The 14884-nt window shown below is 66.7% G+C and carries 11 protein-coding genes; 10 read left to right on the forward strand and 1 reads right to left on the reverse strand.

Going from position 1 to position 14884, the window contains the following annotated elements:
- From Q8O14_06425 to Q8O14_06445, 5 genes are all read left to right on the forward strand, one after another.
- On the forward strand, positions 1-505 hold a 505-nt coding region (locus Q8O14_06425; protein ID MDP2360373.1), incomplete at its 5' end, for a response regulator transcription factor.
- A gap of 147 nt (positions 506-652) precedes the next feature.
- A complete protein-coding gene (locus Q8O14_06430) occupies positions 653-1870 on the forward strand; it encodes an ammonium transporter (GenBank protein ID MDP2360374.1) in 1218 nt (405 codons plus the stop codon).
- Between the two features lie 60 nt (positions 1871-1930).
- The gene (locus Q8O14_06435) at positions 1931-2953 is read left to right on the forward strand and encodes an outer membrane beta-barrel protein (protein MDP2360375.1); all 1023 of its coding nucleotides are present in this window, start codon (positions 1931-1933) and stop codon (positions 2951-2953) included.
- A 331-nt stretch (positions 2954-3284) separates the two neighbouring features.
- Complete coding sequence (locus Q8O14_06440; GenBank protein ID MDP2360376.1) at positions 3285-3569, forward strand: hypothetical protein; 285 nt, start codon at positions 3285-3287, stop codon at positions 3567-3569.
- A 21-nt stretch (positions 3570-3590) separates the two neighbouring features.
- Positions 3591-5615 carry a sigma 54-interacting transcriptional regulator gene (locus Q8O14_06445; GenBank protein MDP2360377.1) on the forward strand — a complete coding sequence of 675 codons (2025 nt, stop codon included), beginning with the start codon at positions 3591-3593 and terminating at the stop codon, positions 5613-5615.
- 157 nt (positions 5616-5772) lie between these two features.
- On the opposite strand, the gene Q8O14_06450 is transcribed toward Q8O14_06445, so the two are convergent.
- The gene (locus Q8O14_06450; protein ID MDP2360378.1) at positions 5773-6219 is read right to left on the reverse strand and encodes an RNA-binding S4 domain-containing protein; all 447 of its coding nucleotides are present in this window, start codon (positions 6217-6219) and stop codon (positions 5773-5775) included.
- Positions 6220-6399: 180 nt separating this feature from the next.
- On the opposite strand from Q8O14_06450, the gene Q8O14_06455 reads away from it, so the two are divergent.
- The 5 genes from Q8O14_06455 (at position 6400) to Q8O14_06475 (ending at position 14867) form a co-directional block, all read left to right on the forward strand.
- Complete coding sequence (locus Q8O14_06455; GenBank protein MDP2360379.1) at positions 6400-7380, forward strand: sugar phosphate nucleotidyltransferase; 981 nt, start codon at positions 6400-6402, stop codon at positions 7378-7380.
- Between the two features lie 26 nt (positions 7381-7406).
- Entirely contained in the window at positions 7407-8627 is a 1221-nt protein-coding gene (metK, locus tag Q8O14_06460) for a methionine adenosyltransferase (GenBank protein ID MDP2360380.1), read from the forward strand.
- Between the two features lie 262 nt (positions 8628-8889).
- Entirely contained in the window at positions 8890-10299 is a 1410-nt protein-coding gene (gene ahcY / locus Q8O14_06465; GenBank protein ID MDP2360381.1) for an adenosylhomocysteinase, read from the forward strand.
- A gap of 29 nt (positions 10300-10328) precedes the next feature.
- Positions 10329-11045 (forward strand): ABC transporter ATP-binding protein, encoded by a 717-nt coding sequence (locus Q8O14_06470; GenBank protein MDP2360382.1) that lies wholly within the window; start codon positions 10329-10331, stop codon positions 11043-11045.
- Between the two features lie 285 nt (positions 11046-11330).
- The gene (locus Q8O14_06475; GenBank protein MDP2360383.1) at positions 11331-14867 is read left to right on the forward strand and encodes a tandem-95 repeat protein; all 3537 of its coding nucleotides are present in this window, start codon (positions 11331-11333) and stop codon (positions 14865-14867) included.
- The last annotated feature ends 17 nt before the right edge of the window (positions 14868-14884 follow it).

A 14884-nucleotide genomic window follows, 5' to 3' on the forward strand; every position in this document is an offset into this window, starting at 1 on the left:
CATGGACATCACCATGCCCGGTCTCAACGGCCTGGACGCCGCCCGCCAGTTGCTGGCCGAATGGCCCGCGGCCCGCATCGTCTTCCTCTCCATGCACGGGGATCGGCGCTACGTGCAGGCCGCCTTCGCCGCCGGCGCCCACGGTTATGTCACCAAGGACACGCCCCTCTCCGAGCTGGTCCGTGTGCTGGAACTGGTCCTGGCCGGCCGTCGCGCCGTGGGGGAGGGGCTGGCCGACCTCTTGCTGGACGATTACGGCGACTTGGTCCGCGGCCGCCAGACGGCGCCGGCGCCCTCCATCCTGGACCGGCTCAGCCCGCGCGAGCGGGAGGTCCTTCAATTGCTGGCCGAGGGAGCGGGGACGCGTCAGATCGCCGCCCGGCTCAATCTCAGTCCCAAGACGGTGGAAAGCCATCGCGCCATGCTGATGGAGAAACTGGGCCTGCATAGCGTGGCCGAGTTGACCAAGCTGGCCATCCGCGAGGGACTGACGCCCATCGACTGAAGCCTCCTGTCAAGGGATTCACACTTTCAGGCATTCCCTGGCGGCATTTCAGGCATTTCCTGAGCCCGGCCGCTCCCCTCCTGCCCCATCATGTCCCCGGCCTGGCGCGCCGACGCCGGGGTGATCCACGTGACTCCAGGAGGACCCATGTTCGACACCGGCAACACCGGCTTCATGCTGGTGGCCACCAGCCTGGTCATGCTCATGACGCCAGGCCTGGCCTTTTTCTATGGCGGCCTGGTCGGCCGCAAGAACGTGCTGGCCATCATGATCCAGAGCTTTGTCTCCATGGCCTGGACCACCATGCTCTGGTACGTGGCGGGCTATTCCCTCTGCTTCAGCGGCGGCGAGGGTGGCATCATCGGCAACCTCGACCACGCCTTCCTGCGCGGCATCGACCCCATGTCCGCCTACAGCCCGGCCAACATCCCCCTCTTCGTGTTCATCGCCTATCAGATGATGTTCGCCATCATCACGCCGGCGCTGATCACCGGCGCCTTCTCCAACCGGATCCGCTTTGGCGCCTACCTCGTCTTCCTCACCTTCTGGCTTTTCCTGGTCTACTTCCCCTTCGTCCACATGATCTGGGGCGGCGGACTGCTGCAAACCTGGGGTGTGCTGGACTTCGCCGGCGGCATCGCCGTGCACAACATCGCCGGCATGGCGGCGTTGGCCTCGGTGCTGTTCGTGGGCCGACGCCGCGCCCCGGACCGGGAACCGCACAGCATCCCCCTGGTGGCGCTGGGCACCGGCCTGCTCTGGTTCGGCTGGTACGGCTTCAATGCGGGCAGCGAGCTGCAGGTGGACGCCATCACGGCCCTGGCCTTCCTCAACACGGACATCGCCGCCTCCTTCGCCGCCTTCGTCTGGCTGCTCCTGGCCTGGAGCCTGGAGCGCAAGCCCAAGTTCGTCGGGCTGCTGACCGGGGCCGTGGCGGGACTGGCCACCATCACGCCGGCGGCCGGCTTCGTCACGCCGACGGTGGCGGCCCTCATCGGCTGCGTGGCGGGCGTGGTCTGCTACATGGCCGTGGCGCTGAAGAACCGGCTGGGCTGGGACGACGCGCTGGACGTCTGGGGCGTGCACGGCGTGGGCGGGGCGCTGGGCATCCTCATGCTGGGCCTGCTGGGCAGCCGGCTGGTCAACCCCGCCGGCCAGGACGGCCTCCTGCTGGGCGGCACCGCCTTCTTCGGCAAGCAGGTGGCGGCCCTGCTCTTCTCCTCGCTCTACGCCTTCGCCTTCACCTATGGCATGCTGTGGCTGATCAACAAGATCACGCCGGTAAGGACCACGGAGGCCGAGGAGATGGCCGGCATGGACGCCTCCCTGCACGGGGAGACCGCCTACGAGCCCAACACATTTTGACGCAAGCCACGCCGGTGGTGCCTTGGGCCCCACCGGCGCACCCCAGCCAGGAGGTCTTCAATGAAAGCTGTCCATGTCTTGCCCACCGTCCTGCTCCTGACACTGGCCGGGACGATCCGTGCCCAGGATGGCCCGGGCGAGGCCGCACCCGTCGGCCCCCGCATCACCGGCTTCGTGGATGCCAGCTACTCCGGCAACCTGGACCGCGGCGGGGACGGCTTCCGCTTGGATCAGGTGGAAGTGGACCTGGAGCATGCCACAACGGATGGCCTTGTGCTACGGGCCGATCTGGAGAGCGACGGGGACGGCTCCCTGGCGGTGGAGCAGGGCTGGCTTCGCCTGCCGCTGCCCCTGGTGTCCGACTGGACGCTGACCGTCGGCAAGTTCAACGCCCCGTTGGGGGTTGAGCTGCTGGACGCCCCCGACATGTACCAGTACAGCCACTCCCTCTTGTTCGACCACGCCTTGCCCACCAACCTGACCGGCGCCATGACGGAGGGTCCGCTGGCGGGGCCGGCGGATCTCAAGCTCTACGTGGTGAACGGCTGGGACGTGAACGACGAGACGAACGAGAGCCGCAGCGTGGGGGCGAGGCTGGGCCTGGACCTGGGCCGCGCCGGCAGTCTTGGCCTGTCCATGCTGACCGGGCGGGAGGAAGCGGTCAAGAGCGTCGGTGGCGAGGATCTGCGCATCCTTGACGCGGACTACCAGTGGCGTCCCCTGGACGGCCTGCTCCTGTTCGCCGAAGTCAACCTGGGCAGCGTCAAGCCGGTGGGCGGGTCGGCCATGGACTGGTCCGGCTGGATGCTGGGCGGCCATTTTGACATGACAGAGATGTGGGGTCTCACCTGGCGGGTGGACAGCATCCATGACAGCGACGCGGTCCTGTTTGGTCGTGTGGCGGGAGAGCCCCAGACGCGCATGTCGTTGACCGCGGCGGTGACGGCGGCGCTGGGATCCGGCCGCGGCATGCTGCTGGAAGCGCGGATGGATCGTTCCGACCAGGATGACTTCCTGGATGCGGACGGCGCGGCGAGTTCCAGCACCATGGGCATGGCCCTCGAATTCACCCAGACCTTCTGATCTCGGCGCGCCACGGAACTGGAAAGGCACAGGTCGATCCAGCAAGGCCGCACCACGTGTTGATGTCTGGACAATTTGACATCAAAGCCGGTCAAGGGGGCCTTTCAGAGGGAAGCGGACAGGAAAGCCAGACTTGACCAGCTGGCATGAGCAGGCTGGTCGGGGAGCCGAAGGGTCGCCTGGAAGGTTCTTCGGCTCCAATTGTTTACGAAAACTGACAAGTCCCGCCATTCAGACTGGCACTCTGTAAGAACTTTTTTACGAAACAGGAGAAATGACTGGCGGAAATGGGGTCAAGCCTCTATGTTGTCGCGTCATGTTGGAGGGTGCCATGAGAGTCTTTTTGACCGCCTCGATCCTGCTGGCCGCATTTGGGACGGCCCAGGCAGGCAGCTACCCCTACGAGAACCGCGACTACTACCTGCAACCGGGGGACTTCGGCAAGCCCGTCATTGTGGCGCCGCTCCCGGGGCTGCCCAATGATCCCTGGCGGATCGACGATCCGGACATCATCATCGATGACGATGGACCATCAGAGGAGGATGCGGGCCTCGTCTACTCCAATCCGGCCCGCTATCAAATGCCGCGCCGCGCCGTCTGGAAACCTGACCGCTAAGCGAGGAAGGGCGGACCGGCCATGAAATGCCTGCGCAGCTATAGCGAGTTCTTCGAACACTCCGCCGGCATGCGGCTCTTTGACGAGCGCCAATTCGTCAAGGCGCTGGAACACTTCGAAGCGGAAATCCAGAAGTCCCCCGACCGCAAGGTGCGGGAGTACGCGCGTTTCTACTCCGCCAAGTGCTGCTACGTGCTGGGACAGTACCCGCGGGCCAAGCGCTCCCTCATCATGGCCAACAAGTGGGCGGGCAAGGCCGAGGAGCGCCCCCTGCGCATGGCCTGCGTCTTCACCCTGGCCACCCTGGAAGTGGCGATGGGCAACCATGAGAAGGGTCTGAGCATCTACGAGAAGTTCCGCTCCTTGTATGAGGGGCGGCTCGAACCCTACGACCGCACCATGGTGCTCATCAATCTGGCCCTGACCCACCTGCGCCTGCAGAACCTGGAGGAGGCGGACCTGCTGCTTGACCGGGCGCAAGGTTTTGCCGAGCGCGCCGCCGATTCCCACCTCGATACCTACATCCATTACTACCGCGCCCTGCTGTCCCAGCGGCGCGGCGAGCAAGGCCAGGCCCAGGACCACCTGGAGAGGGCCGTCGAACTGGCCGAGCAGAGCGGCGATCCTTACGACCAGGCCCGCTGCCACTGGCAGGCGGGCAACTACTGGCTGCGCCGGGAACGCTACGACAACGCCCTCAAGTCCCTGAAGAAGGCCATCCGCATCGCCAAGAAGGCCGGTTTCAAGGTGGAGGCCTCCAAGTGCCTCAACGACTATGCCTGGGCCTACTTCAAGAAGGGGCGTCTGAGCGAAGCCAAGAGCTATGCCGAGGAGGCGATCCTGACCGGCCGCGAAGCCGGCCTGGACACGGGCAACTACCTGGACACCCTGGAGCAGATCAACGCCCACATCAACGATTTCTACGAGGAAGAGAAACTGATCGCCGAGCTGGAGCGGGAGACGGCCCGTGAGTTCGAACTGGTGGGTTACAGCGATTCCATCATCCAGCTGGCGGATTCCATCAAGACCTTCGGCCCCTGCAACGATCCCGTCCTGATCTACGGCGAGACGGGCACCGGCAAGGAGCTGGTCGCCCACGCCGTCCACATCACCTCGCCGCGCCAGGACAAGCCCTTCATCAAGCGCAATTGCGCCGCCATCCCGGAAAACCTGATGGAGTCGGAGCTGTTCGGCCACATCAAGGGCAGCTTCACGGGCGCCACGGCGGACCGCAAGGGCATTTTCGAGGAGGCCAACGGCGGCACGCTCTTCCTCGACGAGATCGGCGAGATGCCGCCCAGCCTGCAATCAAAACTGCTCCGCGTCCTCGAGAACGGCGAGTTCTACCGGGTCGGCTCCTCCGAGCTGATCCGGGTGGATGTGCGCGTCATCGCCGCCACCAACCGGCAGCTGGTGCCAGAGATGAACAAGGGCAACTTCCGCGAGGACCTCTTCTTCCGGCTCAACACCGTGCGCCTCGACATTCCTCCCCTGCGCGATCGCCGGGAGGATATCTCCGTGTTGGTCAATCATTTTCTCTTCGGCTTGAACGAAGAGTACGACAAGTACTACAAGGTACTCAGCGAGGACGCCCTGCAGGCCCTGGAAGCCTATGCCTTCCCCGGCAACGTGCGGGAGTTGAAGAACATCATCCGCGCCGCCTATCTGACCAGCAAGGGGCGGATGATCGCAGCGGCGGACATCACGCGCTTCTTCCAGGCCGGCATGCCCGTGCAGGTGAGGCAGGGGGTGGCGGCCCCGGTAGTGGAAGCGGAGCCGAGCTTCGCGCTGGAGGCGGAGGCTGCCGCTGCCCCGTCGCAGTTGGAGGACGAAGGCCGTCTCGTGCCCTTCGCCTCGGCCGAACTGATGGACAAGGCCAGCCTGAAGGATTATGTCCTCGCCGCCGAGAAGCGCTATCTGATCAGCGTGCTCAAGCATTGCGACAGCGTCAACAAGGCCTGCGCCGTGTTGCAGATTTCGCGACCCACTTTCTACCAGAAGTTGAAGGTGCATGGGATCTCGCTGTCCAACAAGCGTTTGGTTTGATCAGGGCCGGGACCAGCGCCAGCGCTCCCGGGTCCGTCATGGTGTTCGCGGCAAGGGCCGCGCGTCACGCCAGCCAAGGATCATCCCGGCCCCGGGCCGGGATTTCCATCTCGCCAAACCAGGATGAGGGGGGTGACCATGAAGCGCCTGCTGCCATTCAATGACGCCCCAGGTCGCGTCGATCCTTCTTGGTGGGCCGACCGAGGCCCTTGCGCGAGGCCTGGGCGGCGCGGTCCATGGCCCGCATCACCCGCAGGGTCTCGCGCTGCTCATCGCTGAAACCCTCCAGGCGTTCGACCTCTTCGCGCAGCTCGTACAGGGCCCGCGCCTCGGGCGGCGGCAAGGGGCGCTCGGCCACGCCCAGCACCGTCAGCCAGAGGCGACGCGACGCCTTGATCACCTCCAGCGTCTCGCCGCGTTTGACGATGTGCCCCGCCTTGACCCGGCTTCCATCCAGTTTGACGTGGCCCGCGTCGATGGCCTCGCCGGCCTGGCTGCGCGTCTTGAAGATGCGCGCCACCTGCAGCCATTTGTCCACACGGACGAGGGGCTCCGGGCGGCTGGCCGGCTCAGGCGCGGCTGGACGGGGGCGGTTGGGTGTCATGCAGGCTCCTGGGTGTGAGGCCCAATCTGCCGGCGCGGCCGTTTCAAGAGCGCCCCGGATTCCAGACATTGTTCATCTCGCGGCGCCGGAAGGCCGGACATGAGGTCCGGCCTCTTTCCAGCCGGCCGGCGGCCCGTCCCACGACGACGCCGCACAATGTAGAATGCGGAAGGACACGAGGTGAAAGCCATCCTGCCCGTGGCCGGCAAAGGCACCCGGCTGAGACCCCTGGCCCATACCTATCCCAAAGCGCTCATCCCCATCGCCGGTCGGCCCATGATCGACTGGATCCTGGATCCCCTCGTGCGGGCCGGCCTGGAGGAGGCCGTCTTCATCGTGGGCTGGTTGGGGGCGGAGATCGAAGAGCATGTGCGCCGCCAATACAGCGGCCTGCGCCTGCGCTTCGTGCCCCAGGGCGAGATGCTGGGCCTGGGCCACGCCATCCACCTGGGACTGGACGAGGGGGACGGCGAGGTCTTCATCGTGCTGGGCGACACGCTCTTCGAGGCCGATGTGGCGGCCATCCGGGCGGCGCCCCACTCCGTCCTGGGCGTCAAGGAGGTGTCCGATCCCCGGCGCTTCGGCGTGGCCGAACTGGCCGACGGCCGTATCGTGCGGCTGGTGGAGAAGCCGGCCGAGCCGCGCAGCAACCTGGCCCTCATCGGGTTGTACAACATCAAGGATGGCGATGCCCTGCGCCGCACCCTGTCCTTCATGATCCGGGACGGGATCAAGACCCGCGGCGAGTACCAGATCACCGACGCCCTGCAGCAGATGATCGACCAGGGCCACGTCTTCGAACCCTGGGGCATCGAGGGCTGGTTCGATTGCGGCAAAAAGGAGACCCTGCTCGCCACCAACCGGCATTTCCTGGACCAGCTGGACAAGCGGCGGGAGGCGGTGCGGTCAGGGGACAGCCTGCTTATTCCCCCAGTCCACCTGGGCGAAGGTGTGAAGCTCTCCCGCTCCATCATCGGCCCCAATGTCAGCGTGGGGGACGGCGCCAGCATCCGCGACGCCGTGATCGAGGACTCCCTGCTCTGCGAGGGGGTCCGCCTCGAGGGCGTCGTGCTCAAGGATGCGGTGCTTGGCCGCGACGCCATGGTGCGCCAGCCGCCCCGCGCCCTGCACTTGTCGGACAACACGGAAGTGGACGGCTAGGTCCACTGGCCACCTGGAGGATTGACATGAGTCAGAATCTGTTCACAAGCGAGAGCGTGACCGAAGGGCATCCGGACAAGATGTGCGACCGGATCAGCGACAGCATCCTCGACGCCTGCCTGGCCCGCGACGCCCAGGCCCGCGTCGCCTGCGAGACCTTCGTCAAGGGCTTTCACGACCGGACCCGGCTGATCATCGGCGGGGAGATCAGCCTGGACAAGCAGATCATCCGCAAAGGCCTGATTCCCGACTACGAGGAGATCGCCCGCCAGGCGGCGCGGGACATCGGCTACACGAACCAGGCTTGGGGCATGGATGCCGACCGGGCCGATGTGGAGTTGTGCATCACCACCCAGAGCGCCGACATCCGACAGGGCGTGGACAACGGCCTGGACCAGGGGGCGGGCGACCAGGGCCTGATGTTCGGCTATGCCACGGACGAGACGGCCAGCCTGATGCCCCTGCCCATCGATCTGGCCCACCGCCTGGCCCACCGCCTCAGCACCGTGCGCAAGGAGGGGATCCTGCCCTGGGTGCTGCCCGACGGCAAGACCCAGGTGAGTGTGCGCTATGTGGACGGCCAGCCCCGCAGCGTGGAGACGGTGGTGGTCAGCACCCAGCATCTGGACGGGCTGGGCAGGGCCAAGCCCCGCGGCCGGAGCCAGTCCGCCTTCGATGAGGAGGTGCTGGCCCAGGTGCGGGAAGGGGTCATCGACCACGTCATCAACCCGGTCGTTCCGCCGGACTGGCGCGCCAAGGGCATGACGATCCACGTCAACCCCACGGGCAAGTTCGTCATCGGCGGGCCGCACGGCGACGCGGGCCTCACCGGTCGCAAGATCTTTTTCGACACCTACGGCGGCATGGGCCGCCACGGCGGCGGCGCCTTCTCGGGCAAGGACCCCAGCAAGGTGGACCGCAGCGCGGCCTACGCCTGCCGTTGGGTGGCCAAGCACCTGGTCCGGGCCGGCCTTGCCCGGCGCTGCGAGATCCAGGTCGCCTATGCCATCGGCGTGGCCGAACCCGTCTCCATCAATGTCAACTCCTTTGGTACCAGCCAGGTCAAGGATGAGCAGCTGGTCAAGCTGGTGCGCCGCCATGTGGATCTGCGCCCGGCGGCCATGATCGAGCGCCTGGGCCTGCTCAGCCCCATCTATGCCGCCACCTCGGCCTACGGGCATTTCGGGCGGGAGGAGTTCCCCTGGGAGCAGGTGGACGAGGGGCTGCTGAAGAAGCTGTCGCGCTAGGAGTCAGCCGGACTTGGACCTTCAAGGGGATTCGCGCCCATGTCGAGACCGATTTTCGGAGATCTCGCAGCGCACACTGGTGGCATGTGCAAGAATTCTTTGAAGAACTCGGGCGGGCAGGGGCGATGAAGACCGCGGGTGGCCAAGCCCGACAGACACCTGGGTGGCCGCCGGCCGGGGAAGGCCGGTCCGCCGCGGCGGACGGGGCGGACGGGGCGGGACAAGGGCAACGAAGGGTTATTGAACAAGGAACGAGCCGACCATGACGGATCACAAAGTCGCGGACATGAACCTGGCCGCCTTCGGGCGCCGCGAGATCGAAATCGCCGAGAAGGAGATGCCGGGCCTGATGGCCGTGCGCGAGCGCTACGGCAAGGACAAGCCCCTGCGTGGGCAGCGCATCACCGGCAGCCTTCACATGACCGTGCAGACAGCCGTTCTCATCGAGACGCTCAGGGCCCTGGGCGCGGAGCTGCGCTGGGCCAGCTGCAACATCTTCAGCACCCAGGACCACGCGGCGGCGGCCATCGCCGCGGCGGGCATTCCGGTCTTCGCCTGGAAGGGCGAGTCCCTGGCCGAGTACTGGTGGTGCACGCGCCGTGCCCTCTGCTTTCCAGACGGACTGGGCCCCACCCAGATCGTCGATGACGGCGGCGACGCCACCCTGATGGTGCATCGCGGCGTGGAGCTGGAGAAGGCCCTGCGCGAGACGGGCGCGGCCCCCGCCTGGCCGGCCGGGAGCGAGGACGAGCGCGCCCTCGCCGCCGAGCTGATGTCGGCCCACGGCGAGGATCCGGCGCTGTGGACCCGTCTGGCTCTCGCCATCCGCGGTGTCAGCGAGGAGACAACGACCGGCGTCCACCGCCTTTATCAATTGATGGGAGAAGGGCGCCTGCTGTTTCCCGCCTACAACGTCAACGACAGCGTCACCAAATCCAAGTTCGACAACCTCTTCGGCTGCCGGGAAAGCCTGGCCGACGGCATCAAGCGCGCCACCGACGTCATGGTGGCGGGCAAGACCGTGCTCGTCTGCGGATACGGCGACGTGGGCAAGGGCTGCGCCCAGAGCATGCGCGGTTTCGGCGCCCGCGTCCTCATCAGCGAGATCGACCCCATCTGCGCCCTCCAGGCGGCGATGGAGGGCTACCAGGTGGTGACGGTGGAGCAGGCCCTCCACGAGGTGGACATCTACGTGACCGCCACGGGCAACCTGGGCGTGATCACCGCCGCCCACATGGCGGCCATGAAGGACCAGGCCATTGTCTGCAACATCGGGCACTTCGACAATGAGATCGACGTCTCCCGGCTTGAGGCGCTGCCCGGCGTGCGCAAGGTCAACATCAAGCCCCAGGTGGACCGCTACGAATTCCCCGACGGCCACGGCGTCTACCTCCTGGCCGAGGGCCGCCTGGTCAACCTGGGCTGCGCCACGGGCCATCCCAGCTTCGTCATGTCCAATTCCTTCACCAACCAGACGCTGGCCCAAATCGCCCTGGCCCGGGAGGATCACGCCCTGGGCGTCTACATGCTGCCCAAGAAACTGGACGAGGAGGTGGCACGCCTTCACTTGGCCCACCTGGGTGTCACCCTGACCACCTTGTCGCCGCAGCAGGCCGACTATCTGGGCGTGCCAGTGGACGGGCCCTACAAGCCGGAGCATTACCGCTACTGACCCATTCACCCCGGGGGCACGGACAGGCCATGGAGCGCACCGTCCTCATCCGACTCTGCGCCCTGGCCCGCCATTATGAGGTGGGGGGCGAGACGGTGCGTGCCCTGGATGGCGTGGATCTCGAGCTGCCGCAGGGCGACTTCGCCGCCATCATGGGTCCATCCGGCAGCGGCAAGAGCACCTTGATGAACCTGCTGGGCTGCCTCGACCGGCCGACGGCGGGCTCCTACTGGCTGGCCGGCCATCCCATCCACGACGAGCGCGACGACGCCGTGCTCAGCCGCCTGCGCGGGCGCGAGATCGGCTTCATCTTCCAGACCTTCAACCTGCTGCCCCGCCTGGATGCCGTCGAGAACGTGGAGCTTCCCCTCGTCTACCAGGGTGTCGCCGCCCCCGAGCGGCGCCGTCGGGCGGAGGAGGCCCTGCGCCGGGTCGGCCTCTCCGAGCGTGCCCGCCACAGGCCGGGCCAGCTGTCGGGGGGGCAGCGCCAGCGCGTGGCCATTGCCCGCGCCCTGGTGACCGGGCCCAGCCTCCTGCTGGCCGACGAGCCCACCGGCAACCTGGACAGCCGCACGGCCGGGGAGATCCTCGACCTCTTCGACCACCTGCACGGCGAGGGCCAGACCCTGGTCGTGGTGACTCATGAGGCCGAGGTGGCGACCCGCGCCCGCCGCATCATCCATTTGCACGACGGCCGGGTGGAGCGCATCGTGACCCCCTCCCTGGACACCCCCGCCTGCTCCTGACCAAGGTCCCTCCACCTCAAGCCCACTACTACCATCCGTGCGGCAGGTTTGCATACATAAAAGAGAATTCCAGGCCCATCAAGCGCGGGTTGGGTGAATTCACCCTGCGGCTTTGCCGAAAAGAGGGGGGAGCCTGGTCCAGGACAGCGGTGCGCACCGATCGCATGTGCGCCCCTTCAATCGGCCTGTGTGCGCCCTCCCACCCATGGACCTGCGGGAAGGTGCGATCCTGCCGGTGGAACCTGCCAAGGCGAGAAGCTGCTCCGGAATGAGGAGGAGAGGAACATGAAGACGCAGGCCCTTGCCATGCTGGGTGTCGCCCTGCTGGCCAAGCTCGCGATGGCGGATCCACCATACATCCACCCCATCCCCGACTGGGAGATGGAAGAGGATAGCTTCCTGTCGGTGGACGTGGTGGTGACGGACGCCGACTCGCCCGAGCTCATCTTCTGGATCGAAGTCGAGGACAACCACTTGCGGGTCTCCTTCGACCAGGAGAACATGCAGATCCACTGCAACCCCGTACCCAACTGGAACGGGGCCACCTACGTGACCTTCGGCGTGGACGACTCCGACGGGGCCCGCACCGTGGACACGGAGCAGTTCATGGTCACCGTGACTCCCGTCAACGACTGCCCCGTGCAGCTCAACTCCACGCCGCAGCCTCCCCTGACGACGCCCGAGGATGTGTGCCTGAACATCACCTTCGCCCAGCTGCGCAGCGTCTTCAACGACCCGGACTGGGCCTGGGAGGGTGACACCCTCATCTTCATGAACCCCAATTTCACCATCGGCACGGTCGAGGTGGTGGCGAACGGGTGGCGGCTCTGCACGCCCGCGAACTTCCATGGGAACGGCATGCTCACCTTCCAGGCCACGGACGAGGACTGTGTGATCAACTCCGGCCTCAGCGTGTCCGTGCTGCCGGTCAACGACTGCCCTGTGGCGGACGACCCGTGGGACCTGCAGGTCGGCACGGAGGACACCCCCCTGGTGGTGCCGGATCTCCTGGCGGGCTGGAGCGACGTGGACAGCCCGCTGATCAGCTTCTGCGGCATCAGCGGAGGCGAGGCCGGATTCCTGGCGGACTGGGACGAGGCCACCGGCGCTCTCACCCTGACTCCTCCACCCGACTTCCATGGCGCGGCCCAACTGGAGTTGTGCATCACCGACGGAAGCTGCCAGGTCACGGCCCTGCTGTCCGTTGAGCTGGCCGCCGTCAACGATCCGCCCGTGCTGGCGGAGATCCATGCGCTGGAGCTGGAGGAGGATGGACTGCTCCTCAGCCCCTTCCCGATCCACGACGTGGATGGCCCGACGCTCGCCGTCCTGGTGGAGAGCAGCGATCCCATGCTGACGGCCGCCTGGTTGCCGGACACGCAGGAACTGCTCCTGGAGCCGGCCCCGGACTGGCACGGCGTGGCTGTGGTGACGGTGCTCGCCTGCGACGGCCACGAGCCTGAGGCCTGCGTCACGGGCGAGGTGGCGGTGACCGTGCATTCCGTCAACGACCTGCCGGTTGTCGGCCCGCTGGCGGATGTGGAGTTCCCGGAGGATGCCACGCTCCTGGTGGAGCTGGATGTCAGCGACATCGATTCGGCCGAGCTGCTGGTCCAGGTCGCCAGTGACGACGACAACCTGCAGGCGTCCTGGCAGCCGGCCGGCGGCCACATCCGCTTGCAGCCCGCGCCGGATTGGCATGGCACGGCGACGGTCACCGTGCTGGTGGATGACCAGGACGGCGGATTGGTCACCGTGAGCTTCCTGGCCCTTGTGACGCCGGTCAACGACCCGCCCGTCCTGCCCGGACTGGCGCAGGTCGACCTGCTCGAGGACGAGCCTGCCCTTGTGCCCTATGTCGTCGTGGACGTGGACGGCCCCGCGCTGAACCTCTCGGTCTGGAGCGACGACGACAACCTGGAGGTCCAGTGGTTGTCCGGGACGGCCGAGCTGAGCTTCCTGCCGGCGCCGGACTGGCACGGCACGGCGACGGTGACCGTGCTGGTGGATGACCTGGACGGCGGAACGGCCACGGAGAGCTTCCCGGTCGTGGTGGCGCCGGTCAACGACCCGCCGGTCCTGCCCGAGCTGACGCAGGTGGACATGGTGGAAGACGAGCCGGTCCTCGTGCCCTATGTCATCTACGATGTGGATGGCCCCGCCTTGACAGTCCTGGTGTGGAGCGACACCGAGAATCTGGAGGTCCAGTGGTTGTCCGGGACGGCCGAATTGAGCCTCGTGCCGGCGCCCGATTGGTTCGGAACGGCCCAGGTGTCGGTGCGGGCCTGCGACGGTCATCAGCCCATCGAGGCGTGCGTGGAGGCGGTCCTGACCGTGACCGTGCTTGACGTCGATGACGCGCCCGTGATCGAGCAGCCGGCCGATCTGGTCATGATCGAGGATACCCCCGCCTGGCTCGACCTCGTGGTGTATGACAGCGACCAGGATGAGATCCTGGTGACGGTGGACCCGGAGCGCAGCGAACTGACCGTGACCTGGCACCCGGAGAGCAGCCAGCTTCTGCTCACGCCTGCCCAGGACTGGTACGGGGCCACGCGCGTCAAGTTGACGGCGGCGGACCTCAGCGGCGTGAACCGCAGCTCGGTCACCTTCACCGTCACGGTGACTCCGGTCAACGATGCCCCCGTTCTGCCCGACCTGATGCTCGTGGAGCTGAACGAGGATGTCTGGCTGGAGCTGGACTACCCCATCCTCGATGTGGATGGTCCCGCCCTCGAGGTGACCGTTGAAGCCGACAGCAACGAGGTGGCCGCGCAATGGCTGGCCGCCGACGCGATCCTGCGTCTGGTGCCGGCGCCGGACTGGCACGGCCAGACGCAGATCACGATCCGCGCCTGTGACGGCTACGCGGACGACGAGGCCTGCGTGGAGCGCCAGATCACGGTGCAGGTGTCCGCCGTCAATGACGCCCCGGTCATCGCCCCGCTGGCGGTCCAGCGCTTCAATGAGGACACGGTCCATCTGGTGGACGTGGTGATCAGCGACCTGGACAACGACCTCTACAGTGTGGAGTTCAGCTGCGATCGTGCCGAAGTGGCCGTGGCCTGGCTGGAGGAGAGCGGTCAACTGCGGCTGGAGCCCGCCGCCGACTGGCACGGCATGGCGACCGTGACGATCTCGGTGGACGACGGCGAGGATCGCGCCGTGGCCCAGGCCAGCTTCCAGGTCAACGTGCAGCCGGTCAACGACGCCCCCTATGCCATGCCCTACGGGAGCTGGAACTGCGGACTGGTGGACAATCCCGCCGCCTTCCGCACCCTGCTGCTCAATGGCGGCATCCTGCTGGACGTGGCCGATGTGGACCAGGACAGGCTGACCCTGACCTGGTACATCGACGATCTGGCCGTCTCCTCCCATCCGTTCTCGGTCGGGGCCGACACGCTGCGGGCCTGGAGTCTGCCCGCGCCCCCCGCCGACCTGATCGACGGGGCCATCAACCTCCACGCCGAACTCAGCGACGGCACGGTTTCCCTCAATCCGGGCGGCGAGTCCTGCCGGTGGGAGCTGGACTTCACGGATCTGGCGGAGCTGGTCCCGGCCCGCTTCGCCCTTGGTCCCGCCTTCCCCAATCCCTTCAATCCCAGCACCCACCTGCCCTTCGTGCTGGAGAAGGCTGGTCACGCCCGCTTGACCATCGTGGATCTGCGCGGCGCCCAGGTGGCCGTCCTGGTGGACGGCTGGAGCCTGGCCGGAAGCCAGGAGGCGGTCTGGCATGCCACCGGGCATGGCAGCGGCGTCTACCTGGCCGTGCTGGAGGCGGAGGGCCGAAGGCTTGTGACCCGACTCACCCTCGTCAAGTAACGCGAGGCTGATCATTG

Source organism: bacterium (assembly GCA_030685015.1).
Taxonomy (GTDB): domain Bacteria; phylum CAIWAD01; class CAIWAD01; order CAIWAD01; family CAIWAD01; genus CAIWAD01.